Source organism: Ornithinibacter aureus, assembly GCF_009858245.1.
Classification (GTDB): domain Bacteria; phylum Actinomycetota; class Actinomycetes; order Actinomycetales; family Dermatophilaceae; genus Fodinibacter; species Fodinibacter aureus.
Genome location: NZ_VMSB01000001.1, coordinates 3,564,021 through 3,586,562 on the forward strand (window position 1 = coordinate 3,564,021; position 22,542 = coordinate 3,586,562).

Annotated in this window: 25 protein-coding genes and 2 tRNA genes; 20 read left to right on the forward strand and 7 right to left on the reverse strand. The window is 70.8% G+C overall.

Annotated features, from left to right (window positions below; genetic code table 11):
* Nucleotides 1-3: 3 nt before the first annotated feature.
* Nucleotides 4-624 (reverse strand): SIMPL domain-containing protein, encoded by a 621-nt coding sequence (locus C8E84_RS16945; RefSeq protein ID WP_159904045.1) that lies wholly within the window; start codon nucleotides 622-624, stop codon nucleotides 4-6.
* 78 nt (nucleotides 625-702) lie between these two features.
* Here C8E84_RS16945 and C8E84_RS16950 point away from each other — a divergent pair, with 78 nt between their 5' ends.
* The 4 genes from C8E84_RS16950 to C8E84_RS16965 all read left to right on the forward strand — a co-directional run bounded on the left by C8E84_RS16950 (nucleotide 703) and on the right by C8E84_RS16965 (nucleotide 5,771).
* A complete protein-coding gene (locus C8E84_RS16950; RefSeq protein WP_159904047.1) occupies nucleotides 703-2,100 on the forward strand; it encodes an NAD-dependent malic enzyme in 1,398 nt (465 codons plus the stop codon).
* Nucleotides 2,097-2,483, forward strand: coding sequence for a VanZ family protein (locus tag C8E84_RS16955; RefSeq protein WP_159904048.1), 387 nt, complete (start codon nucleotides 2,097-2,099; stop codon nucleotides 2,481-2,483). The genes C8E84_RS16950 and C8E84_RS16955 overlap by 4 nt, the downstream gene beginning before the upstream one ends.
* A gap of 322 nt (nucleotides 2,484-2,805) precedes the next feature.
* Nucleotides 2,806-5,214: a DEAD/DEAH box helicase gene (locus C8E84_RS16960; protein WP_159904050.1), complete on the forward strand. Its 2,409-nt coding sequence runs from the start codon at nucleotides 2,806-2,808 to the stop codon at nucleotides 5,212-5,214.
* Nucleotides 5,211-5,771 (forward strand): YqgE/AlgH family protein, encoded by a 561-nt coding sequence (locus C8E84_RS16965; protein ID WP_159904052.1) that lies wholly within the window; start codon nucleotides 5,211-5,213, stop codon nucleotides 5,769-5,771. Before C8E84_RS16960 ends, C8E84_RS16965 begins: the two co-directional genes overlap by 4 nt.
* A gap of 5 nt (nucleotides 5,772-5,776) precedes the next feature.
* On the opposite strand, the gene C8E84_RS16970 is transcribed toward C8E84_RS16965, so the two are convergent.
* Nucleotides 5,777-6,952: a type II toxin-antitoxin system HipA family toxin gene (locus C8E84_RS16970; protein WP_246197008.1), complete on the reverse strand. Its 1,176-nt coding sequence runs from the start codon at nucleotides 6,950-6,952 to the stop codon at nucleotides 5,777-5,779.
* 52 nt (nucleotides 6,953-7,004) lie between these two features.
* Entirely contained in the window at nucleotides 7,005-7,340 is a 336-nt protein-coding gene (locus C8E84_RS16975) for a helix-turn-helix transcriptional regulator (protein ID WP_211675648.1), read from the reverse strand.
* A gap of 151 nt (nucleotides 7,341-7,491) precedes the next feature.
* Here C8E84_RS16975 and C8E84_RS16980 point away from each other — a divergent pair, with 151 nt between their 5' ends.
* Together C8E84_RS16980 and C8E84_RS16985 are read left to right on the forward strand one after the other, a co-directional pair.
* A complete protein-coding gene (locus tag C8E84_RS16980) occupies nucleotides 7,492-7,794 on the forward strand; it encodes a DUF3039 domain-containing protein (RefSeq protein ID WP_159904055.1) in 303 nt (100 codons plus the stop codon).
* Nucleotides 7,795-7,938: 144 nt separating this feature from the next.
* On the forward strand, nucleotides 7,939-9,726 hold the full coding sequence (locus C8E84_RS16985; RefSeq protein ID WP_159904057.1) for a DEAD/DEAH box helicase: 1,788 nt from the start codon (nucleotides 7,939-7,941) through the stop codon (nucleotides 9,724-9,726).
* On the opposite strand, the gene C8E84_RS16990 is transcribed toward C8E84_RS16985, so the two are convergent.
* A complete protein-coding gene (locus tag C8E84_RS16990; RefSeq protein WP_159904059.1) occupies nucleotides 9,723-10,214 on the reverse strand; it encodes an Lrp/AsnC family transcriptional regulator in 492 nt (163 codons plus the stop codon). The genes C8E84_RS16985 and C8E84_RS16990 overlap by 4 nt on opposite strands.
* 108 nt (nucleotides 10,215-10,322) lie before the next feature.
* Between C8E84_RS16990 and hppD the strand changes: the two genes are divergently transcribed.
* Together hppD and C8E84_RS17000 are read left to right on the forward strand one after the other, a co-directional pair.
* The gene (gene hppD, locus C8E84_RS16995; protein WP_159904061.1) at nucleotides 10,323-11,561 is read left to right on the forward strand and encodes a 4-hydroxyphenylpyruvate dioxygenase; all 1,239 of its coding nucleotides are present in this window, start codon (nucleotides 10,323-10,325) and stop codon (nucleotides 11,559-11,561) included.
* Nucleotides 11,562-11,629: 68 nt separating this feature from the next.
* A complete protein-coding gene (locus C8E84_RS17000) occupies nucleotides 11,630-12,499 on the forward strand; it encodes an RDD family protein (RefSeq protein ID WP_159905084.1) in 870 nt (289 codons plus the stop codon).
* Nucleotides 12,500-12,534: 35 nt separating this feature from the next.
* On the opposite strand, the gene fahA is transcribed toward C8E84_RS17000, so the two are convergent.
* Together fahA and C8E84_RS17010 are read right to left on the reverse strand one after the other, a co-directional pair.
* Nucleotides 12,535-13,761 (reverse strand): fumarylacetoacetase, encoded by a 1,227-nt coding sequence (fahA, locus tag C8E84_RS17005; RefSeq protein WP_159904063.1) that lies wholly within the window; start codon nucleotides 13,759-13,761, stop codon nucleotides 12,535-12,537.
* 3 nt (nucleotides 13,762-13,764) lie between these two features.
* Nucleotides 13,765-14,634 carry a hypothetical protein gene (locus C8E84_RS17010; RefSeq protein WP_159904064.1) on the reverse strand — a complete coding sequence of 290 codons (870 nt, stop codon included), beginning with the start codon at nucleotides 14,632-14,634 and terminating at the stop codon, nucleotides 13,765-13,767.
* A gap of 82 nt (nucleotides 14,635-14,716) precedes the next feature.
* Between C8E84_RS17010 and C8E84_RS17015 the strand changes: the two genes are divergently transcribed.
* From C8E84_RS17015 to C8E84_RS17070, 12 genes are all read left to right on the forward strand, one after another.
* A complete protein-coding gene (locus tag C8E84_RS17015) occupies nucleotides 14,717-15,964 on the forward strand; it encodes a homogentisate 1,2-dioxygenase (protein WP_159904066.1) in 1,248 nt (415 codons plus the stop codon).
* A 77-nt stretch (nucleotides 15,965-16,041) separates the two neighbouring features.
* Nucleotides 16,042-16,809 (forward strand): hypothetical protein, encoded by a 768-nt coding sequence (locus tag C8E84_RS17020; RefSeq protein ID WP_159904068.1) that lies wholly within the window; start codon nucleotides 16,042-16,044, stop codon nucleotides 16,807-16,809.
* Nucleotides 16,806-17,069, forward strand: a complete 264-nt coding sequence (locus C8E84_RS17025; protein ID WP_159904070.1) for a hypothetical protein — start codon at nucleotides 16,806-16,808, stop codon at nucleotides 17,067-17,069. The genes C8E84_RS17020 and C8E84_RS17025 overlap by 4 nt, the downstream gene beginning before the upstream one ends.
* Nucleotides 17,070-17,100: 31 nt before the next feature.
* Nucleotides 17,101-17,391: an ATP-dependent Clp protease adapter ClpS gene (gene clpS / locus C8E84_RS17030; protein WP_159904072.1), complete on the forward strand. Its 291-nt coding sequence runs from the start codon at nucleotides 17,101-17,103 to the stop codon at nucleotides 17,389-17,391.
* Entirely contained in the window at nucleotides 17,391-18,023 is a 633-nt protein-coding gene (locus tag C8E84_RS17035; RefSeq protein ID WP_159904074.1) for a DUF2017 family protein, read from the forward strand. Before clpS ends, C8E84_RS17035 begins: the two co-directional genes overlap by 1 nt.
* Nucleotides 18,024-18,150: 127 nt before the next feature.
* Nucleotides 18,151-18,978, forward strand: a complete 828-nt coding sequence (gene murI, locus C8E84_RS17040; RefSeq protein WP_159904076.1) for a glutamate racemase — start codon at nucleotides 18,151-18,153, stop codon at nucleotides 18,976-18,978.
* Nucleotides 18,975-19,742: an MBL fold metallo-hydrolase gene (locus C8E84_RS17045; RefSeq protein ID WP_159904078.1), complete on the forward strand. Its 768-nt coding sequence runs from the start codon at nucleotides 18,975-18,977 to the stop codon at nucleotides 19,740-19,742. The genes murI and C8E84_RS17045 overlap by 4 nt, the downstream gene beginning before the upstream one ends.
* Before the next feature lie 123 nt (nucleotides 19,743-19,865).
* On the forward strand, nucleotides 19,866-20,624 hold the full coding sequence (rph, locus tag C8E84_RS17050; protein WP_159904080.1) for a ribonuclease PH: 759 nt from the start codon (nucleotides 19,866-19,868) through the stop codon (nucleotides 20,622-20,624).
* Nucleotides 20,621-21,259 (forward strand): RdgB/HAM1 family non-canonical purine NTP pyrophosphatase, encoded by a 639-nt coding sequence (gene rdgB, locus C8E84_RS17055; RefSeq protein WP_159904082.1) that lies wholly within the window; start codon nucleotides 20,621-20,623, stop codon nucleotides 21,257-21,259. Before rph ends, rdgB begins: the two co-directional genes overlap by 4 nt.
* 28 nt (nucleotides 21,260-21,287) lie before the next feature.
* Nucleotides 21,288-21,372 (forward strand) — tRNA-Leu (locus C8E84_RS17060).
* 91 nt (nucleotides 21,373-21,463) lie between these two features.
* Nucleotides 21,464-21,934, forward strand: coding sequence for a thioredoxin-dependent thiol peroxidase (gene bcp, locus C8E84_RS17065; protein ID WP_159904084.1), 471 nt, complete (start codon nucleotides 21,464-21,466; stop codon nucleotides 21,932-21,934).
* Nucleotides 21,935-21,941: 7 nt separating this feature from the next.
* On the forward strand, nucleotides 21,942-22,253 hold the full coding sequence (locus C8E84_RS17070; protein WP_159904086.1) for a DUF3618 domain-containing protein: 312 nt from the start codon (nucleotides 21,942-21,944) through the stop codon (nucleotides 22,251-22,253).
* Nucleotides 22,254-22,401: 148 nt separating this feature from the next.
* On the opposite strand, the gene C8E84_RS17075 is transcribed toward C8E84_RS17070, so the two are convergent.
* Nucleotides 22,402-22,477 (reverse strand) — tRNA-Lys (locus C8E84_RS17075).
* Between the last annotated feature and the right edge of the window lie 65 nt (nucleotides 22,478-22,542).

Consider the following 22,542-nt stretch of genomic DNA (forward strand, 5'->3'; position numbering starts at 1 on the left):
GTCTCAGCCCAGCCCGAAGCGGACCGCCACGGTGACGGTCACGGCGTTCTCGCCTGCCTCGACCGGCATGCCACCGCCGGATTCCATCGCCGCCATGGCGCGCATCTTGGGTGCCGGGCCCGGGCCGCTGCCACCCTCGATGACCTTGACCGCCTGCCCCAGGGGGCGCCCCGCGAGCTGCGCGTACTGCGTGGCCGTGCGGACGGCGTCCGCGAACGCCGCGGCGCGCGCCTGCTCCACCAGCGGTGCCTTCTCCGCGACCTCGAGGCGCACGCCGTCCAGCCCGAAGGAGTCCCCGGCCGCCCGCGCCAAGGCGCTGATCAGGTCGCCGACCCCGTCGCGGTCACGCATGAGCAGGCGCAGGCTCTGGTACGCGCTGTAGCCGATGACCCCTCGGCCCTCGTGGTCCCACCGCGAGTTCACCCCCATGCCGGTGCTCTGCCGGTCGGCGGCGGCCACCCCGGCCTCGCTCGCGGCGGCGAGGGCTGCGGATACTCGCTCCGACGCCTTCGCCAGCGCGCCCGCGACGTCCGGGGCATCACAGCTGACCCGTGCGTCGAGGACGACGACGTCGGGGACGGCGCTCGCCGAACCGGTTCCGGTCACTTCCACGTGGTCGAACATGGGCGTCACTGTAGGCCGACGGGATCGACATGGACGCAGATTCCGGTCTACCTGTCGGTAGGAGGTTCAATCATCGGTATGCCGTCGAGCCCCTCCATCGCCAACTCCGTGACCGTCCGCCTCACCCTCCCGGCGCGCGCGACCGCCGTGAGCGAGATGACGGGCGTCATCGAGAAGGCCGGCGGGGTGGTCACCGGACTCGACGTGACGGCATCCGGTGCGACCAAGGTGCGCATCGACATGACGATGCTCACCCACGACCCAGAGCACGCCGACACGATCGTCGCCGCGATGCGCGAGGTCGAGGGCGTCGAGATCGGCCGGGTGTCGGACCGCACCTTCCTCATGCACCTCGGGGGCAAGCTGTCCGTGGAGTCCAAGGTGCCGATCCGCACCCGCGACGACCTGTCGATGGTCTACACGCCGGGGGTGGCCCGGGTCTGCCTGGCCATCGCCGAGAACCCTGCCGACGCGCGCCGACTGACCATCAAGCGCAACACCGTGGCCGTCGTCACCGACGGCACCGCAGTGCTGGGGCTCGGTGACATCGGCCCGCTCGCCGCACTGCCCGTCATGGAGGGCAAGGCCGCGCTGTTCAAGCGGTTCGCCGACATCGACGCCTTCCCGATCTGCCTCGACACCACCGACACCGAGGAGATCATCAGCATCGTCAAGGCCATCTCGCCCGCGTTCGCCGGTATCAACCTCGAGGACATCTCGGCGCCGCGCTGCTTCGAGATCGAGGCCCGGCTGCGCGCCGAGCTCGACATCCCGGTGTTCCACGACGACCAGCACGGCACGGCGATCGTGGCGCTGGCGGCCCTGCGCAACGCCCTCCGGGTGGTCGGCAAGCGACTCGAGGACGTGCGCCTGGTCATGAGCGGGGCCGGCGCCGCCGGGACCGCGATCCTCAAGCTGTTCCTGCACGCGGGCGCCCAACACGTGGTCGTCGCCGACGTCGAAGGGGTCGTCCACCGCGGTCGGGCCGACGTGCTCTCGGGGGAGCACCCCAACCACGCCTGGATCGCTGCCAACACCAACCCGGACGACGTCACCGGCACCCTCTCCGACGCCATGCGAGGCGCCGACGTGTTCCTCGGAGTCTCCGCACCCGACGTCATCACCGAGGCCGACGTCGCCTCGATGGCACCGGACAGCATCGTGTTCGCCATGGCCAACCCGGTCCCCGAGATCGACCCCGACATCGCCGCCCGGCACGCGGCCGTCGTCGCGACCGGCCGCTCGGACTTCGCGAACCAGATCAACAACGTACTGGTCTTCCCCGGGGTGTTCCGCGGCCTCATCGACTCCGGGGTGTCCCACGTCGACATGGACGTGCTGCTCGCCGCCGCCGACGTCGTGCGCGACGACGAGCGCAACGCCACCTACATCATCCCGAGCGTGTTCCACCCCGACGTCAGTGCCGTCGTCGCCGACGCCGTGGGCGCCGCCGTCGCAGCCCGCGAGGGTGCGTGACCGACGCTGGTGCGGCATCCGGGCGGTCGGGCCGGGGCATGCTGCTGATGCTGCTCGCGCTGGCCGTCGCGGCCCAGTTCGTCGTGCTCTACGCGCCTGCGCAACCCGGCGGCCTGCCGGTGTTCCCCCACGCCGACAAGGTCGTCCACGTGCTGGTGTTCCTCGTGCCGACGGCCCTGGCTCTCGTCGCAGGGTTGCCCGCGCGGGTCGTCGTCCCGGTGTTCGCCGCCCACGCGGTGGTGAGCGAGGTGGTGCAGGGTGCGCTGCTGCCGATGCGTGCCGGTGACCCCTTCGACGTGCTGGCCGACCTGTCCGGGGTGGTTCTCGGTGTCGTCGTCTGGCGGGCGGTGACGGGGCGGAGAACTTCCGCGCCATCACACTGACGGCGGAGAAGTTTCGACCCCGGTGACGGGGGGGCGTGGGGAGGCGGACGGCATCCGGCGTGGTTTTTGGGATGCCGTCGCGCTGCTAAGATTGTCGTTCCACCGAGGTGCTCGGACGCATGGCCGCGTCCGCCGAGATCGCAGAGTGCGATCGCGCCCCATCCCACCCGGTGCTGCCGGTGACACTCACGTCGAACCGGCCCCCACCGACCTGACGTCCCTGATGTCCGGTCGAGGCTCGTCTTGTTTCGCCGCGTTCGCCATCGGCTCGAAGACGTGTCTGTCTCCAGTCGTCACGAACCATGAAACAGGTGAATCATCCATGCCCAAGAAGGCAACCGGGCCCAAGAAGGCCCGCTGGACCACTGCCCAGAAGTCCGAGGCCAGGAAGGCCCCGCAGAAGGCCCACCACCGCGGCCAGCCCGACGGCCCGAAGAGTGCGCCCAAGCGCGCCGCTCGCGCCGAGTCCGGCGAGTACACCAAGCGTCCGCGCGCCGAGCGTTCCCCCCGGTGGGACCGCGAGGACCCGCGCCGTCAGGCCGCCGCCGGGCGCCCCGACTCCCGTGGCGGCGAGTCCCGTGGTGGCGACCGCCCCTACCGCCGCGACGACCGCGGCAGCTCGACCCGTGGCGACAGCCGCGGCTCGCGCTACTCCTCCGGTCAGTCCGACCGGGGCTACACCTCGAACCGCGAAGACCGGAACGACCGACCGAAGCGTTGGGTCTCGGACTCGCGCGAGGAGCGACACGTGCACCGTCCCCATGATGAGCGACCCCGCCTCGAGCGTGGCGAGCGACCGGTGCGTGACCGCGCCCCCCGCGTGGCCGACCCGGCCCGACGCGATCGCCACGAGGGTCGGCGCGTGGACCGCGGTGCCGACCGTGGTGGGTACCAGGGTCGCGATGACCGAAGTGGCTACCAGGGTCGTGACGACCGTGGCGCCAGTCGTGGTGGGTACCAGGGTCGCGATGACCGAAGTGGCTACCAGGGTCGCGATGACCGTGGCGGCAGTCGTGGTGGGTACCAGGGTCGCGATGACCGTGGCGGCAGTCGTGGTGGGTACCAGGGTCGCGATGACCGTGGCGGTAGCCGTGGTGGGTACCAGGGCCGTGATGACCGTGGCGGTAGCCGTGGTGGGTACCAGGGCCGCGATGACCGTGGCGGTAGCCGTGGTGGGTACCAGGGCCGCGATGACCGTGGTGGCAGTCGTGGTGGGTACCAGGGTCGCGACGACCGTGGCTACCGCGGTGCACCCCAGGTCGACGACGACCGACCCCTGTCGTTCGAGGAGGCCGAGGCGCAGCGTGCCGAGGCCGACACCTGGACCCACTACTCGTCGACGGCCGGTGCCGCCAAGGAGGTCACGGCCGACAACGGCTTCGCTGCCCTCGGCGTGCCCGCCGTGCTCGTCGAGCGCCTCGCCCGTGACGGCATCGCCGACCCGTTCCCGATCCAGGAGGCGACGATCCCCGACGCACTCGCCGGTCGTGACGTCCTCGGGCGTGGCCGCACCGGGTCGGGCAAGACCCTCGCGTTCGGTCTGTCGATGATCGCGCGCCTGGCCGACGGCAGCCGGCCGCAGAGCAAGCGTCCGCGTTCGCTCATCCTCGTCCCGACCCGTGAGCTGGCCATGCAGGTCAGCGACGCGCTCGAGCCGTTCGTCCACGTCAGCGGTCTGCGCCACAAGCTCGTCGCCGGTGGTCTGTCGTACGAGCCGCAGATCAAGGCGCTCGCCAAGGGTCTGGACATCCTCGTCGCGACTCCGGGCCGGCTCGCCGACCTCATGGAGCGTGGCGCGGTCGACCTGAGCGCGGTGGAGATCGCCGTGCTCGACGAGGCCGACCACATGGCCGACATGGGCTTCCTGCCCGAGGTCACCGCGATCCTCGACACCATTCCCCAGGGCGGTCAGCGACTGCTGTTCTCCGCCACGCTCGACAAGGGCATCGACACCCTCGTCGACCGCTACCTCGTCGACCCGGTCACCCACTCGACCGACAACGCGCAGGCGGCCGTGACGACGATGAGCCACCACGTGCTCCTGATCGACCCCCAGGACAAGAAGGCCATGACGGCCGAGCTCGCCGGTCGCGGTGGGCGGGTCATCGTCTTCGCCCGCACCCAGCTCGGTTCCGACCGCATCGCCGGCGAGCTGCGCGAGCGAGGCGTGCTCGCGGCATCCCTTCACGGTGGCCTGTCGCAGGCAGTTCGCAACCGCGTGCTCGGCGCCTTCCGTGACGGCTCGATGAACGTCCTCGTCGCGACCGACGTCGCCGCGCGCGGCATCCACGTCGACGACGTCGGCATGGTCGTCCAGGTCGACCCGCCGACCGACCACAAGGACTACCTCCACCGTGCCGGCCGCACCGCCCGGGCAGGGGAGGAGGGCGCAGTCGTCATGCTCGCCCTGCCTCACCAGCGCAAGATGGTCACGCGGATCATCGAGGGTGCCGGCGCCGAGGCCAAGACCGCCAAGGTCGCCCCCGGTGACGCGACGGTCCAGGCCATGGGTGGTCGTGCACCGAGCGGTGTGCCGGTGCCGGATGCCGTGTGGCGCCCGATTCTCGAGGGCGGCAAGAACGGTGGTCGCCGTGGTGGTGGCCGTCCGGACGGTCGTCCCGCCGGTCGCCCGGGTGGCCGCCCCGGTGGTCGCCCCTCGTACTCCGGTGGCGGTCACTCCCGTCACGGGTCCGGACGCCCGGCCGGTGGCCGGGGCAGAATGGACGGGTGAGCACCAGCCACACCACGGGCAAGCTCCTCGTCGCGACCCCGCAGATCGAGGAGGGCGTGTTCGCACGCTCCGTCGTCCTCGTGCTCCACCACGATGACGACGGCGCCCAGGGTCTGGTCCTCAACCGGCCGATCGACGCCGACATCGACGCGGTGCTGCCCGGGTGGGAGGCCCACGCCAGTTCTCCGGCGAAGGTCTTCCAGGGCGGCCCCGTGCAGCTCGACTCGGCGCTCGGCCTGGCCGTCGTCCCCGGCGACTCTCCTGCGCCGTCGGGGGTGCGCCGGTTGTTCGGCTCCGTCGCGTTGGTCGACCTCGACGCCCAGCCGTCGCTCGTCGTGCCGGCGGTGGCCGGCCTGCGGATCTTCGCCGGGTATGCCGGGTGGTCGCCGGGCCAGCTCGAGGACGAGATCAGGACCGGGTCGTGGTTCGTCGTCGACAGCGAGAGCGGAGACGTCTTCACGCACGAGCCGGCCGGGCTCTGGCAGCGCGTCCTGCGCCGTCAGGGCGACCCGTTGCGCTGGGTCGCCTGGTACCCGCGCGACCCGTCGCTGAACTGACCCCGCTACTCGATGGCGTACGGATTCAGAATCTGCCGGCCCATGAGCCGGGAGGCCTCCTCCGTCGTCAAGCGCGCCTGATCCGCACAGTCGCGGTAGGAATTTCGGATGCCGTCCACGACCTCGTCGAGGATGTTGCGGGCCGCGCGCTGGCTGAGGAGGTAGGTGGGTGCTGACTCCAGCAGCAGGGTCAGTCTCGCCGCACGTTGCCCGTTCGGACCGAAGGCCATTGCCTGATTCGCTTCACGGCCCGATCGTGGCTGCGGGCAGAGGTCGTAGGCCGGCGTCAGCGCCAAGGTGTGGCCATCCCAGAACGCCGCGTGATTGCGGGCGTGGTCATCGGTGTTGCCGATGCAGATGTTGACCGCGATCCGGCGGAACAGTTCCGCGAGCGTGCCGGCGGGGTCGCTGAACCGTGCCCTCACGACATCGGCGACGTCGGTGTAGGTCGCGTATCGACCCATCATCTCGTCCAGGCCAAGGATGGTGAGAACCGACACCATCTGCCGTCGTTCGCCGGCCATCGTCGTGCGATCGAAGCGCTCAACGAGCAGCACGTCCCTGCCGAGGGACCGGGTGACGTCGACGTTCGGAACTCGAACGCCGGCGGCCCGGGCCAAGAGCATCCCGAGGGCCTCCGCCTTCACCACGGGGTATGTGTCGCTCGCGGACGAGAACTTCGCGACGAGGTGTCGTGTGCCGTCGCTGATCAGCGCCTTGGGTCGGGCCCCACCGATCGACGTTCCCCGGACCAAGGCCTCGCCGAGCTCCTCCGGGAGTGCCTCGCCGGCGTCCAGCGCTTGGGCAGCAGACACCAGCTGGTCGAGCGTCGCTTCACCTCCGCGGTGGACGTAGACGTCGGGGCGCGACTGGAAGTCCAAGGCGCCGATGCGGTTTGATCCCGACTCAAGCAGGTACGTCAACGGCCCGAGGTCGCCGGTGTCGGAGTGCCGCGTCAGATGTCCCGTGCGACGCGCCAGGATCACCCGCTGACCCCAGGAGTCGGGCCCCGCATCACGGATGGCGGAGGGCAGACTCAGGCCGGGTAGTGGCTCGATGCGGCCGGGGCGGAGGGGCAGCTCTGGGAGGTAGAGCGCAATGGCGTCGCTGCGGTTGAGGTAGGAACGCCCGTAGGTGAAGGTGACGATGCCGTTGCTCTGGGCCTCGAGCAGCCCTGCCACGACTGGATCCGTCGCGCCCGGAAGCCAAATCCAGACGTATGCCTCGCGCGGTTCAGAAGTCGTCACGGACCGGCTCCTCGCGTGGTCGGACTCTCGTGGGGAGCAACGCCAACGTCTCGCGCCCGTGACGCACCTCGGCCACGAGGGAAGGTTCGTCGCGCCCGAACAGGGTGACGCCGCACAGGACTGCGGCCTCCAACGCCGTGCCCAGTGCCACGGTTGGGGCGCCCCTCTCGATCTTGGTGATCGTCACGGGGTGTACCCCGACCCGCTCGGCCAACTCGGCGACCGTCCACCCTCTTTCGCGGCGTCCCTTGGCGACCTGCTGGCCGAGCAGCTCCGCTGCCAGCACGGTCGGGGCGCTGTAGGGCAGGGCGTGCTTTGCCACCGTAGCCTCCTTAAAAACACTCTTAGAGCGCTAAGAGTACCTTTAAATGTTTCGTATCGCCACGGGTGGGGCGGTAGGGGCAGTGACATGGCCCGGCGGGCAGCCGCCTCAGCTCCCGACTCCGGACGGGTGGGCGCATACACTCGGCGCCATGAGCGAGACGATGCCGCCCCTTGACGACCCGAACGCTCCGGCCGGGCAGCCAGCGACCCGCACCGCCGTGCTCGAGCGCACCGAGGCCGTGCCCCAGGTCGCCGAACCCGGCGACCACGAGCGCTTCTCGCACTACGTGCGCAAGGAGAAGATCCTCGAGAGCGCCCTGTCCGGCGAGCCGGTCACCGCCCTGTGCGGGAAGGTCTGGGTGCCCGGGCGCGACCCGAAGAAGTTCCCGGTCTGCCCGACCTGCCAGGAGATCTACGACGGTCTGCGCGCCCCCCAGGACGGCGACAAGTAGGCGGCATCCGCCCTCTCCCTCCCTCCGAGAAGCCGCCTCGACCACCAGAACACGGCGTGTCGCCCGGCCTGTCGCAGGGAATGTCGGCAAGGGCGGGGTGGTGCCAGCGGTGAGGCTGTCGAGCGGTTAGGGTTGCCGTCGCCCATGAGTACCTCTGCCGCCGGACACCTGTCACCCGCCTTCCCCGAGCGGGCGGCGTGGGGAACCGCTTCGAAGCTGCGCGCCTGGCAGGAAGAGGCGCTGGCCAGCTACCTGCGCAGCGAGAGCCGCGACTTCCTCGCCGTCGCCACCCCCGGCGCCGGCAAGACCACCTACGCCCTGCGGGTCGCGACCGAACTGCTCGACCGCGGCATCATCCGGGCGGTCACCGTCGTCGCCCCGACCGAGCACCTGAAGACCCAGTGGGCGGATGCCGCGGCGCGCGTCGGCGTGCACCTCAACCCTGCGTTCTCCAACTCCACCGGCGTGCAGTCCCACGAGTACCACGGCGTCGCGCTCACCTATGCGCAGGTCGCCGCGAACCCGGCCCTGCACCGCCGCCGGACCACCGACACCCCGACCCTGGTGATCCTCGACGAGATCCACCACGGCGGCGACGCGAAGTCGTGGGGCGACGGCATCCGGGAAGCCTTCGAGCCGGCCACCCGCCGCCTGTCTCTGACCGGCACACCGTTTCGGTCCGACACCAACGCGATCCCGTTCTTGCGCTACGAGATGGGGGAGGACGGCATCCTGCGCTCGGCCTCGGACCACACCTACGGCTACGCCGAGGCGTTGCGCGACGGGGTCGTGCGGCCCGTGCTCTTCCTGGCCTACGGCGGCGCGATGCGCTGGCGCACCAAGGCCGGCGACGAGGTCTCGGCACGTCTGGGCGAACCCCTCACCAAGGACCTCACGGCGCAGGCTTGGCGCACCGCGCTCGACCCCAAGGGGGAGTGGGTGCCCTCGGTGCTCGCTGCTGCCGACAAGCGCTTGAGCGAGGTGCGCCGCCACGTGCCGGATGCCGGTGGGCTGGTGATCGCGTCGAACCAGACGGCCGCTCGCGCGTACGCCAAGCTGCTCCAGGGCATCACCGGGGTGGCGCCCACCGTGGTGCTCTCCGACGATGCCGGGGCGAGCACCCGCATCGAGACGTTCGCAGCCGACACCTCACGGTGGATGGTGGCGGTGCGGATGGTGTCCGAAGGGGTCGACGTGCCGCGCCTGTGCGTGGGCGTCTATGCCACCTCGACCTCGACGCCGCTGTACTTCGCGCAGGCCGTGGGGCGGTTCGTGCGGGCCCGCAAGCGCGGTGAGACGGCGTCGGTGTTCCTGCCCTCGGTGCCCGTGATCCTCAGCCACGCCGCCGCGATGGAGGTCGAGCGCGACCACGCCCTCGACCGCAAGACCACCGCTGAGGGTGAGGCCTCCCTGTGGGCGGAGGAGGAGGGGCTGCTCGCCGCGGCCAACCGCACCGAGACCGAGGCCGACCTCGAGGACAGCTCGTTCGAGGCGCTGGAGTCCGACGCGCACTTCGACCACGTGCTCTTCGACGCCCAGCAGTTCGGCCTGCACGCGGCCGTGGGATCGCAGGAGGAGCAGGACTATCTCGGGCTCCCGGGCCTGCTGGAGCCCGAACAGGTGACGACCCTGCTCAACGAGCGGCAGGCGCGCCAATCCAAGTCGGCGACCCGCCGAGGTGGGGCGGGTGCGGGAGGTGGGGCGACGGCATCCGGCCCGTCGGTGGTCTCTGCGCACCGCGCGCTGGCCTCTCAGCGCAAGGAGCTGAACAAGCTCGTGGCGGCGTACTCGTCGAAGACGGGCACCCCGCACGCGACCATCCACATGGACCTGCGTCGTGCGTGTGGCGGCCCCGAGCTCGCATCGGCGACCAGTGAGCAGGTCACCGAGCGGATCGACCGGATCAGGCGCTGGTTCGTCGGCCGCTGCTAGGAGTCCTTGGATGCTGCCGCTGCCTCGACGAGGGGGCCGGTGCGGTGGTCCAGGTGGGTCACCAGGCAGATCGCCGTGTTGGCCCGCAGCACGTGCGTGTCGTCGATGATCTCGTCGATGACCCGGCCGAGGTCGGCGTTGTCGCGGGCGACGATGCGCACGATGAGGTCGCCGACGCCGGTGATCGAGTGGATCTCCAGCACCTCGGGGATGGCCGACAGGTGTGCGACGACCGGTGCGTGGCCCTGGCGCTGGCGGATCTCCAGGGTGCAGAACGCCGTCACGGGATAGCCCAGGGCCTCGGAACTGACGTGCGGCGCATAGGACGTGACGACCCCGCGTTCCTCGAGCCGGTCGAGCCGAGCCTGCACCGTGCCCCGCGCGACGCCCAACGTTCTCGAGGCGCCGAGCACGCCGACATGGGGTTGCTCGGTGAACAAGGCGATGAGGCGGGCGTCGAGATCGTCGATCCCTGTCTGGCGAGGCATGGTCACATTGTTCGGGTTGACCCTCGCTCAGGGCAACACCGTGCGCACCCTGACCAGCCAAGAGGGGCACCGTTGCACACCGCTGCCCACAGGCCCCAGAGTGAGCGGATGACTGACACGACCATGACGCCTGCCAGCCACATCGACCTCACCGAGCAGGAGCGCCAGGCCGGCCTGGACCTGCAGCAGCTCAAGCAGCTCGTCGGCCTCGTCGACTACGACGAGCAGCAGGACCCGTTCCCCGTCACCGGCTGGGACGCCCTCGTCTTCGTCGTCGGCAACGCCACGCAGGCCGCGCACTACTACCAGAGCGCCTGGGGCATGGAGCTCGTCGCCTACACCGGGCCCGAGCACGGTCAGCGCGACCACAAGGCGTTCGTGCTGAAGTCGGGGTCCATCCGGTTCGTCATCAAGGGTGCGGTCAGCCCGGACAGCCCACTCATCGCGCACCACGCGAAGCACGGCGACGGGGTCGTCGACATCTCCCTCGAGGTGCCCGACGTCGACCGGTGCATCGAGCAGGCCCGCCGCGCCGGTGCCACCATCCTCAGCGAGCCGGAGACGGTCAGCGACGAGCACGGCAGCGTGCGCATCGCGGCGATCGCGACCTACGGCGAGACCCGCCACACCCTCGTTCAGCGCGACATCGACGGCGTCACGTATGCCGGGCCGTACCTTCCCGGGTACGTCACCGCCACCTCCACGTACGTCAAGCGCGACGGCGCCCCCAAGCGGTTGTTCCAGGCGCTCGACCACGTCGTCGGCAACGTCGAGCTCGGCAAGATGGACGAGTGGGTCGGGTTCTACAACAAGGTCATGGGCTTCGTGAACATGGCCGAGTTCATCGGTGACGACATCGCCACCGACTACTCCGCGTTGATGTCCAAGGTCGTCGCCAACGGCAACCACCGAGTGAAGTTCCCCCTGAACGAGCCCGCGATCGCGGCGCGCAAGAGCCAGATCGACGAGTACCTCGAGTTCTATGCCGGCCCCGGTGCCCAGCACCTGGCCCTGGCGACGAACGACATCGTGCGCACCGTCGACGAGCTGCGCAAGGAGGGTGTGGAGTTCCTCGACACCCCCGACGCCTACTACGACGACCCCGAGCTGCGCGCCCGCATCGGCGAGGTGCGCGTGCCGATCGAGGACCTCAAGTCACGCGGCATCCTCGTGGATCGTGACGAGGACGGCTACCTGCTCCAGATCTTCACCCGCCCCCTCGGCGACCGCCCGACGGTGTTCTTCGAGATCATCGAGCGGCACGGCTCGCTCGGCTTCGGCAAGGGCAACTTCAAGGCCCTGTTCGAGTCGATCGAGCGTGAGCAGGAGCGCCGCGGCAACCTCTGACCGAGGCGGTGCACCGGTTGGGCGTGTGCCGTGTCCAGGAGTCATCGCACGCGTGAGACCCTGAGGCCATGAGCGAGACCCCTTCCGGACCCGGCTGGTACGACGATCCTGACGACGCGTCGCAGCTGCGCTACTTCGACGGCGTGGTGTGGAGTTCGCACACCACGCCGCGCAAGTCGCCGACGATCGACGACTCCGTGATCGGCCGTGGTGCGCCGCAGCAGGAGGGTGCCGGCTTGCAGGGCGGGTGGGTTCACCCGGGGGCGCCGCAGCACGGCGCGCCTCTGGGTCCAGGGCCCCAGGGCCCCGGGTCGAGTGGCTGGTCGGGCCCGGCCTACGGGGGCGGTCAGGGATACGGCGGCTACGGCACGGCCTACGCCCAGCGTCGCGACGTGCTTGCCGATGGGGCGGTGCTCGCCCAGTGGTGGCGTCGCCTGCTGGCCCGCATCCTCGACAGCGTCATCACGAGCATCGTGGCCGTGATCGTGGCCATTCCCTGGCTGGGCCCGTTGTTCACGGCCGTCAGCGACTTCATCGACGCCTCCGTGGCGGCGGCAGAGGCGGGTGGGGCCATGCCCGACCAGAACGCCTACATCACCGAGATGCTGGCAGCCAGCCTCCCGATCACCATCGTCAGCCTGGTCGTGGGCCTCCTCTACGAGACGGTGTTCCTCGCCTGGCGTGGCGCCACCCCCGGCAAGATGGCGCTGGGCACGGTGGTTCGTCGCGTCGATGGGCCGGGCAAGCTCACCGTGGTCGATGCCATCAAGCGTCAGCTCATCGGGCTCGCCACCGCTGTCGTCGGTGTGGTGCCGGTGGTGGGGCTGTTGGGCTCGATCGTCAGCATCCTCGACCCAGCGTGGCTGCTCTGGGACCCCAAGCGGCAGACCCTGCACGACAAGGTCGCCGACACGGTGGTCGTGCTCAAGCAGCGCTGAGCCACGGGCAGGCGCGCCACCCCGTGAGGGCCGCCTCAGCGGGCTGGCAGCACCCTTCCTACGCACTCGCCGAGGCCGATGACCGAACCGTCCGGTCCGGGGGCAACTGCAGTCAGCACGACCGTGTCGCCGTCCTCGAGGAAGGTCCGCTGTGACCCGTCGGCCAGGGTGACCCGCTCTGCACCGCTCCACGACAGTTCCAGGAAGCTGCCCCGCGTGTCCTTCTCCGCTCCGGAGATGGTGCCCGAGCCGAACAGGTCGCCGTCACGAAGCGTCGCGCCGTTGACGGTCATGTGAGCGAGCATCTGCGCGGGTGACCAGTACATGTCGCGGAACTGCGGCCGGGCCACGACCGTGCCGTTCCACTCGACCTCCAGGCTGATGTCGAGCCCGGATGCCGTGCTCGCACCGTCCGCGGTCGGCTCACCGCGCAGGTAGGGCAACGGCTCGGGGTCCTGGCCGGGCAGCGGCACGCGGGCTGCGCCCAGAGCGTCCATGGTGACCACCCAGGGTGAGATCGAGGTCGCGAACGACTTGCCGAGGAAGGGCCCGAGCGGCACGTACTCCCACGCCTGGAGGTCGCGAGCCGACCAGTCGTTGAGGATGACGACGCCGAACAGGTGCTCCCCGGCATCCGCGAGAGCCACCGGCGCACCGAGGGTCGTGGCGCCCCCGATGACGAAGCCCAGCTCGGCCTCGATGTCGAGACGAGCCGACGGCCCGAACACCGGCACCGGCTCGGTCGGGGGCTTGCGCTGGCCGCAGGGGCGCACGATGTCGGTGCCCGAGACGACGACGGTGCCGGAGCGGCCGTGGTAACCGATGGGCAGGTGTTTCCAGTTCGGGGTGAGCGGCTCGGAGTCGGGCCGGAACATCCGCCCGACGTTGGTGGCGTGGTGCTCGCTGGCGTAGAAGTCGACATAGTCGGCGACCTCGATCGGCAGGTGCATCGTTACCTCGGCCACCGGCACCAGGTGGGCCTCGACGCACTCGCGGTGCGCCTCGTTGGTCAGCTGCTCGGTGAGCCACTCCCGGGCGGCCGTCCACGCGGCTCGCCCTTGGGCAAGGAACGGGTTGAGCGAGCCCGCCCGCCACACCGCGCCGGACTCCATGCCCGCCTGCTCGGCGCACGCGGCGACGTCGAGCACGTGGTCGCCCACGCGAACCCCCACGCGTCGCTGCGTGCCGTGGGTCGAGAAGACCCCGTAGGGCAGGTTGTGGATGCCGAAAGGGTGGTCGGCGGGCAGGTCGAGCCAGGTCATCGCTCAGTCCTTCGTCAGCAGGTTGAGAACGGTCAGTTCGTCGATCGGGTCGGTCACGGTGCAGCAACCGTAGGCCGTGAAGGCGGCGCGTACCCGCTTGGCTGTCTCGGGCGTCCACGCGCCGACGAGGGCGGCCAGGGCCTGCGCAGCGCGCACAGCGAGCAGCCCGGCGACCTCGTCGTGCCCGGCCCCGTCGAGCGCGGCAGCCGTCGCGAGCAGGATGTTGAGGATGCCGTGGTTCTCCTCGGGCACACCGCCCACCTCGTAGGTGCCGCGCACGGCGTGGTGCAGCCCGCCGGTCAGCTTGAACGGCACCTGGGTGGCCACGGAGCGCAGCACCTCGGCCAGCTCGGTCTCGTCGGGCCAGACCCAGGTGGGTGTCTGCCCGGTGCGGAACTTCGCGACGACGGGGTGGCCGGCCTCCCGCGCGGCACGGATCTCGGTGATCGCGCGCTGCTGATCAGGGCCCCGGGGGATCTCGATGGCCAGCGGCAGCGCCCCCGCGAGGGCCTTCACCCACCCGTCGAACCACCCGACCTCGGCGCCCACGACCTGCACCCGCGGGTCGTCGACCAGCAGGTCCTGCGCCGCAGGCACCAGCGCGGGGTCCGCGCCGGGGCGCGCGATGAGCACGACCTCGATCAGCCCGGATGCCGTCCGCTCACCTTCGGTGCTCGGCTCGCCGTCGAGCACGGCCACCAGGTCGTCAGCGCTGCCAGCCGGGACGAGCAGGGGCCCGATGTACTGCGCGTAGCCCGAGGTGCGGTGGGCGCGGTGGCGCGCCACGGCATCCGGCAGTGAGGCGTTCCCGGGAGGGAACACGGCAGCGTCGTCGATCAGGTCGCGGAACACGCTGCTGGTCGTCGAGGGCATGGTGCTCACGGTACCGAGCCGCCCCGACCCGGCGTAGCCTGCGGGGGAGACACCAGGGACCTCGAGGGAGTGGACGACAGCAGTGGCGCACTACCAGGCAATGGGCAGCATCCCCCCGAAGCGGCACACCCAGCACCGCCGGCCCGCCAAGCGCGGCCAGGTCGGTGAGCTGTACTCCGAGGAGCTCATGGGGGAGGAGGGCTTCTCCTCCGACTCCAGCCTGCTCTACCACCGCAACATCCCCTCGGCCGTCGCCGAGTACCGGGTCTGGAACGTCGGCGACCTCTCGACGACGCCGAACCACCCGTTGCTGCCGCTGCACCTGAAGCCCCACGACCTGTTCCCGGCCAAGGTGGTCAAGGACACCGACGTCGTCACCGGCCGTCGCCTCCTGCTCGGCAACGGCGACGTGCGCCTGTCGTATGCCGTGGCGGGCGCCCCGAGCCCGTGGTACCGCAACGGCATCGGCGACGAGTGCGTCTACGTCGAGCGCGGCCGGGCCCGCGTGGAGACCGTCTTCGGTTCCTTCGAGGTCGGTGAGGGCGACTACGTGGTGATCCCCCGGGCCACGACCCACCGGTGGATCCCGAAGCAGTCCGCAAAGGACCCGCTGCGCACGATCTGCATCGAGGCGAGCAGCCACATCGCGCCGCCGAAGCGCTACCTGAGCAAGTACGGCCAGTTCCTCGAGCACAGCCCGTACTGCGAGCGGGACCTGCGCGTTCCGCAAGGGCCGCTGCTCGCCGAGGACGTCGGTGAGGACCCCGACGCGTACACCGAGGTCTACATCAAGCACCGCGCAGGTGGCCCGGCGAGCAGCGGCGGCATCGTCGGCACCGTGCACGTCGTGCCCTTCCACCCCCTCGACGTCGTCGGCTGGGACGGCTGCCTCTACCCGTACGTGTTCAACGTGAGCGACTACGAGCCGATCACCGGGCGCATCCACCAGCCGCCGCCGGCACACCAGGTCTTCGAGGGCTGGAACTTCGTCATCTGCAACTTCGTGCCGCGCAAGGTCGACTACCACCCGCTGGCGATCCCCGTGCCGTACTACCACTCCAACGTCGACAGCGACGAGGTGATGTTCTACGTCGACGGTGACTACGAGGCCCGCAAGGGGTCGGGCATCGCCAAGGGCTCGATCTCCCTGCACCCCGGGGGGCACGCGCACGGACCCCAGCCCGGCGCGGCCGAGGCGTCGATCGGCAAGGAGTCCTTCGACGAGCTCGCCGTCATGGTCGACACCTTCCGCCCGCTGGAGATCGGTGAAGGTGGCCGGGCCTGCGACGACGGCGTGTACGCCGGGTCGTGGAACCGCCACCGCGCCTGAGTGTGCCGCGAGGGTAGGCTGGCCGCTCATCTCGGCCCCGTCGCGTGCGTGGCCCGCACCGCAGGAGGGGCCACCGCGTGAGTGACGTGCTGACCCTGCACGGGCTGGGGTGCTCGGTCGAGGTCCGGTGCTCCGGTGACGCGGCCGCCCCGCTGCTGGAGGCGTTGCGGGCGGCATGGTCACGGTGCCTCGTCCCCGACGGCCGCGGCGAGTCCCGGGCTGCCAGCCCGGTCCTGGCGCGGCTCGACGACGAGGGTGACCTGGCCCAGCGGCTGATGGTCACGACCCAGACGGTGACCCGGGCGCTGATCGCCGCCCAGGCGGGGCACCTGCTCATGGTGCACGCCGGAGCGGTCAGCCACCCGCTGACCGGGGTCAGCCTCGTCTACGTCGCCCCCGGGGGCACGGGCAAGACCACCCTGAGCCGGCGCCTCGGGCAGTCGTACGGCTACCTCACCGACGAGACCGTCGGCATGGATGCCGACGGTCGGATCCTGCCCTACCCCAAACCGCTGTCGGTGCGTCGGCAGGAGCAGCCGGGCGTCAAGGACGAGCTGTCGCCCGACGCCCTCGGCCTGCTCGCCGCGCCGCCGGCGCCGGTGGCGTCCCGGGTCGTGCTGCTGGCCCGGGACCCTGCGGCCACGGCCGCCGACGTCGAGGAGGTGCCCTTCATGGATGCCGTGTTCGCCCTCACCGAGCAGTCGTCCTCGCTGGCCGCGCTGCCACGGCCACTGCACCGGATGGCCGACTTCATCGACGCGGCCGGCCCCGTGCTGCGCCTTCGCTACGCCGAGGCCGCCGACCTCGACGGCACGCTGACGGCCCTGCTGGGTGGCGCGGCATGAAGGTGCAGCGCCGCCCCGTCGACGACCTGCTGACCCGCGACGGCGAGACCGCCGTGCTCGCCCACGGCAAGGCCCTGCGGCTCAGCGCCGTCGCCGTCGCGATCTACGAGCTCACCGAGCACGAGATCGAGGTGGAGTCCCTCGCCGAGGCCCTGGAGTCCCAGGTGGGAGCCCCTGCGGACCGCTCGACCCTGGAGGCGACCGAGGCGGCGGTCGCGATGATGGTGCGCCGCGGCATCCTCACGCGGTCCTCGCGCTGAGCACCGCGCGGGTGCGGCCTATCCTTGCGAGGTGTCGCTCGCACCCGTCACGCAGGAGGTCACCGCCACCGGCGGTGACCTCGCCCCCGACCTGCCGTGGATCACGATCGTGTGGAACGACCCGGTCAACCTCATGTCATACGTGACCTACGTGCTGCAGAGCCACTTCGGCTACTCCCGGGCCAAGGCGGAGAAGCTCATGATGGACGTGCACACCCAGGGTCGCGCCGTCGTCGCGAACGGCACCCGGGAGGCCATGGAGGCCGACACCGAGGCGCTCCAGGGCTACGGCCTCTGGGCGACGTTCCAGAAGGACTCCTAGTGGCGCGGGGGTTCCGCCGCAAGGGGCGGGGAAGGGCCGCATCCTACGTCGCACGCCTCGACCCGCTCGAGCGGGCGACCGTCGCCGGGCTGATGGACCAGGTGCACGACCTGCTCGAGCCACCGCCGCCGACGACCGTCGGGCCCGGGTCGGAGGGGCAGGTGGACGAGTTCGCCGCGATCGTCGCCGGCCTGGGGATGGGTGTCACCGTCGCGGCCCAGGACCAGGCCGACCTCGTGGCCTCCGGGGCCGGCCGCGACCCCGCGCTCGACCGCCTGCTGCCGACGGCCAACCGCCAGGACGACGAGGCCGCGGCGGAGTTCCGCCGGCTCACCGAGACCGGGTTGCGCCAGCGCAAGGCAGCGGGCCTCGCGCTGGCGGCGAGCCTGCTCCGTGCCGAGGACAAGGTCGTGCTGGACGAGGCCTCGGCGCGTGCCTTCCTCACCGCGCTCACCGATGTCCGGCTCGTCCTCGGCGAGCGGATGGGCCTGCGCACCGACGAGGACCTCGAGGCCCTCGAGGCGGCGGCCGGCGAGCTCGACCCGGACGACCCGCTCGGGTACGCCCTGGCCGTGTACGACTTCCTCACCTGGTTCCAGGAGACCCTGGCCTCGGCCATGCTGACCGCGTGAGCGTGCCGGGTCCCGGCCGCCTCGGTCATGCGTTCCAGCCCGTCACCGGGCGACTGCGAGGGCGCTGTGACGCGTGCGACGTGCCGACGGCGATGTGCCGGTGGGCGTGGGCGCATACCCTTTGCGGGTGGCTGACCAACCGATTGGGGTGTTCGACTCCGGCTATGGTGGGCTGACCGTCATGCGGGCGGTCCTCGACCAGCTGCCACACGAGTCGGTGGCCTACTTCGGTGACACGGCGCGCGCCCCCTACGGCCCGCGTCCCATCGCCCAGACTCGTGAGCTCGCTCTGGAGTGCCTGGACCGGCTCGTCGACCACGGTGTCAAGGCGCTCGTCATTGCCTGCAACACGGCGAGTGCAGCGGTGTTGCACGATGCCCGTGAACGCTACGACGTCCCGGTCATCGAGGTGATCCGACCCGCAGTGCGCCGCGCGGCCTCTGCCACGCGCAATGGTCGGATCGGTGTCATCTCGACCGTCGGCACCCACCAGTCGGGTGCCTACCTCGACGCGTTCGCCGCAGCTCCGCACCTTGACGTCGTGAGCACGCCGTGCCCGCGCTTCGTCGAGTTCGTCGAGCGGGGCATTACCGGTGGCTCGGAGTTGGTCGCGGTCGCGCACACCTACCTTGACCCGTTGCGTGAGCAGGGTGTCGACACCCTCGTGCTCGGGTGTACGCACTATCCGCTGCTCGCGGCGGTGATCACGTATGTCATGGGCGACGGCATCACGTTGGTCTCGTCGGCAGAGGAGACCGCCAAGGACGTCTATCGCGTCCTTGCCGACGCAGACCTCCTGCGACCCGATGGACTTCCGCCGCCTGACCACGGGTTCACGACCACGGGGGATCCGGACGAGTTCCGCCGCCTGGCCGCCCGTTTCCTGGGTGTCGGCTCACGCTTGGGACCGGTGTTCACCGCCCCGCTGCACCTCGGCGTCGAGGGGCCCGAGTGAGAATCACTGTCATCGGGTGCTCGGGCTCCTTCGCCGGCCCGAGCTCCCCAGCGTCCTCGTACCTGGTGCAGGCGGAGTTCGGTGGGCGGACGTGGAGCATCCTGTTGGATCTCGGGAGCGGAGCGCTCGGGGCGCTGCAGCGTCAGATGTCCCCCGACGACCTCGACGCCGTGCTCGTCACGCACCTGCACCCTGATCACTGCGTCGACCTCTGCGGCCTCTATGTCTCGCGTCGCTACCGGCCCCTCGGTCCGTTGCCGGCACGCCTACCCGTCTTCGGGCCGACCGGAACGGCACGACGGCTGCAGCTGATGTACCACGGTCTCGAGCCCGGTGGGATGGAGGCCGAGTTCGACATCCACACCGTGGTGGATGCGGCACCGATCCTGATCGGGCCGTTCACCGTGACTCCTTATCGCGTGAACCACCCCGTCGAGGCGTACGGCTACCGGGTCGAGGCGGGGGGCGCGCTCCTGGCCTACACCGGCGACACGGACGACTGCCCGAATCTCGACCCCCTGCTGCGGGGTGTCGATCTCGCGTTGATGGACTCGGCCTTCATCGACGGGCGCGACGACGTCGTCGACATCCACCTGTCGGGGTCCCGCGCCGCCAGGGCCGCTCTGCGCGCGGGTGGCGTGCAAAGCCTGGTGCTGACGCACATCCCGTCCTGGAACGACCCCGAGGTCTGTCGTGCTCAGGCGGCCATGCACTGGCCCTCTGCCGTGGGGCTCGCCGCTGCGGATGCGGTCTACGAGATCTGAGCGTCCCCTGTGCGCGCGGACCTCACGGGCAACCGTGCGGCCGCCCGCGGCTCGACGCCGCCCGCGGCTCGACGCCGCCCGCGGTGGCCGATCTGCCCCCCGTGACGCCATAGCCTTGTGTCCATGCCTTCTGACTCAATTCGCCATGATGGTCGTGCCCCAGATCAACTTCGTGAGGTGCGGATCACCCGCAACTGGCTCGACCACGCCGAGGGCAGCGTGCTCGTCGAGTTCGGGCGAACCCGCGTCCTGTGCGCGGCCTCGTTCACCGCAGGGGTTCCTCGGTGGCTCAAGGGCCGGGGCACCGGCTGGGTCACCGCTGAGTACGAGATGCTGCCCAGGTCGACCAACACCCGCTCGGACCGGGAGTCGCGCCGGGGGAAGGTCGGCGGACGCACCCATGAGATCAGCCGGCTCGTCGGCCGCAGCCTGCGCGCGGTCATCGACACCAAGGGCCTCGGCGAGAACACCATCGTCCTGGACTGTGACGTCCTCCAGGCCGACGGTGGCACCCGCACTGCCGCGATCACCGGGGCGTGGGTGGCCCTGGCGGATGCCGTGGCCGATGCCCGGTCCCGGGGCTTGATCCCACCGTCCGCCCAGCCGCTCACCGGGTCGATCGCGGCGGTGAGCGTCGGGCTCGTCGACGGGCTCCCGGTGCTCGACCTCGACTACCCGGAGGACTCGACGGCGCAGACCGACATGAACGTCGTCATGACCGGGGACGGGCGGTTCGTGGAGGTGCAGGGCACCGCCGAGGGGGAGCCGTTCGACCGCGCCGTGCTCGGCGACCTGCTCGACCTCGCGACCGTCGGCTGCGCGGAGCTCACCCTCCTCCAGCAGGCAGCCCTTGAGGCGACCCCGCGGGAGCGACGCGCGTGAGCCGTCGGCTGGTGCTGGCCACCCGCAACGAGCACAAGGTGCACGAGCTGCGCCAGATCCTCGGCGGCCTGGTCACCGACCTCGACCTCGAGATCATCGGGGCCGGCGACGTGGAGGGCGCCCCGGACGTCGCCGAGACCGAGGTGACGTTCCTCGGCAACGCCCGGCTCAAGGCCGTGGCGCTGGCCGAGGCCACCGGCCTGCCTGCGCTTGCCGATGACTCCGGCCTCGCCGTCGAGGTCCTCGGTGGATCCCCCGGCGTGTTCTCGGCCCGATGGTCGGGCTCGGCCGCCGGGCCGGGGGCCACGCGGGCGGAGGTCGACAGGGCCAACCTGCACCTGCTGCTGGAGCAGCTCGGCGACGTCCCCGACGAGCACCGGGCCGCGGCCTTCGTGTGCGCCGCCGTCCTTGCGATGCCCGACGGTCGGGTCCACGGCGTCGAGGGACGCGTGGAGGGCCGGCTCGCCCGCGCCCCCGAGGGCCACCACGGCTTCGGCTACGACCCCGTGTTCGTCCCGACCGGGCAGCAGCGCACGCTCGCCGAGCACACCGACGAGGAGAAGAATGCGATCTCCCACCGGGGACGGGCCTTCCGCGCCCTCGAGCCGGTGCTGCGAGAACTCCTCGGCGGCTGAGCGCCGTTCGTCGTAGGCTGTCGACCGCGCGCGAGTGGCGGAACTGGTAGACGCGCCAGATTTAGGTTCTGGTGCCTTCGGGTGTGCGGGTTCGAGTCCCGCCTTGCGCACCAGGTCCCGTGGTGGTTCGTCGGCCCCCGGTTCCATTGTCCCGGGGCCGATGTAGGTTGGCACCACCGATGCACGACACGACGAGGAGGCACCGTGGGTGACCGGCTCAGCCCCGGCGACAGCGCGCCCGACTTCACCCTGCCCGATGACACCGGCACGCCGGTGACGCTGAGCGCACTGCGCGGCGGCAAGGTCATCGTCTACTTCTACCCGGCGGCGATGACGCCGGGGTGTACCACCCAGGCGTGCGACTTCAGCGAGTCCCTGGAGTCCTTGGGCGCGCACGGCTACACGGTGCTCGGCATCTCTCCGGACACGCCGGAGAAGCTTGCCCGCTTCCGCGAGAAGGACGCCCTGACGATCACCCTGCTGTCCGACGCGGACCGGGCCGTCATGACGGCGTGGGGTGCCTTCGGCGAGAAGAAGCTCTACGGCAAGACGGTCCAGGGTGTCATCCGCAGCACCGTCGTCCTCGATGAGCAGGGCACCGTGACGCACGCGTTCTACAACGTCAAGGCAACCGGACACGTCGCCAAGCTGCGGCGCGACCTCGGACTGCAGTGAGGAACCCATGAGCAACGTCCAGCCTGCGGCCACGGGGCCCTCGACCGGGGCCGCGGCACCCGCACCGTTGACCATCGCCGCCCTCGAGGCCGAGATCACCGCGCGTCGTGACCGGCTCGCACAAACCATCGACGAGCTCGCCGAGCGCGTGCGCCCGTCCTCGATCATCCAGCGCCAGACTGACGTGGCCAAGCAGCGGTTCGCCGACGTCGCGACCACGCCGTCGGGGGAGCTGCGCGTGGAGCGGCTGGCCGCGGTGGTGGCCGTGGCGGCGGTCGTGGGCAGCTGGCTGATCGTGCGCCGGCTGCGTCGCCGCTGAGCGTGGTCGTGGCCTCGACGGCGGCCACGGGGCGGCTGCCCGTCCGCATGCTGCACGACCGGGAGGCGAGTCGGTCTCCGCGACGGGCAGACGTCCGGGAACAGCGAACGAGGCCCCCCGGTGTCGGGGAGCCTCGTTCGGTCCAGCCTGGTGCGCCATCAGGGACTCGAACCCCGAACCCGCTGATTAAGAGTCAGCTGCTCTGCCAATTGAGCTAATGGCGCGCGTCGCAGACATTAGCAGGATGGCCCGCGACCCGCGAAATCGCGGTGGCGAAGCGGTGCCCGGC

Excerpts from the sequence above, each read along its gene's own strand:
- C8E84_RS16945 (WP_159904045.1), bottom strand. The coding sequence starts at position 624 with ATGTTCGACCACGTGGAAGTGACCGGAACCGGTTCGGCGAGCGCCGTC.
- C8E84_RS16950 (WP_159904047.1), top strand. The coding sequence starts at position 703 with ATGCCGTCGAGCCCCTCCATCGCCAACTCCGTGACCGTCCGCCTCACC.
- C8E84_RS16960 (WP_159904050.1), top strand. The coding sequence starts at position 2,806 with ATGCCCAAGAAGGCAACCGGGCCCAAGAAGGCCCGCTGGACCACTGCC.
- C8E84_RS16980 (WP_159904055.1), top strand. The coding sequence starts at position 7,492 with ATGAGCGAGACGATGCCGCCCCTTGACGACCCGAACGCTCCGGCCGGG.
- C8E84_RS16985 (WP_159904057.1), top strand. The coding sequence starts at position 7,939 with ATGAGTACCTCTGCCGCCGGACACCTGTCACCCGCCTTCCCCGAGCGG.
- C8E84_RS16990 (WP_159904059.1), bottom strand. The coding sequence starts at position 10,214 with ATGCCTCGCCAGACAGGGATCGACGATCTCGACGCCCGCCTCATCGCC.
- hppD (WP_159904061.1), top strand. The coding sequence starts at position 10,323 with ATGACTGACACGACCATGACGCCTGCCAGCCACATCGACCTCACCGAG.
- C8E84_RS17000 (WP_159905084.1), top strand. The coding sequence starts at position 11,630 with ATGAGCGAGACCCCTTCCGGACCCGGCTGGTACGACGATCCTGACGAC.
- fahA (WP_159904063.1), bottom strand. The coding sequence starts at position 13,761 with ATGACCTGGCTCGACCTGCCCGCCGACCACCCTTTCGGCATCCACAAC.
- C8E84_RS17010 (WP_159904064.1), bottom strand. The coding sequence starts at position 14,634 with ATGCCCTCGACGACCAGCAGCGTGTTCCGCGACCTGATCGACGACGCT.
- C8E84_RS17025 (WP_159904070.1), top strand. The coding sequence starts at position 16,806 with ATGAAGGTGCAGCGCCGCCCCGTCGACGACCTGCTGACCCGCGACGGC.
- rph (WP_159904080.1), top strand. The coding sequence starts at position 19,866 with ATGCCTTCTGACTCAATTCGCCATGATGGTCGTGCCCCAGATCAACTT.
- C8E84_RS17070 (WP_159904086.1), top strand. The coding sequence starts at position 21,942 with ATGAGCAACGTCCAGCCTGCGGCCACGGGGCCCTCGACCGGGGCCGCG.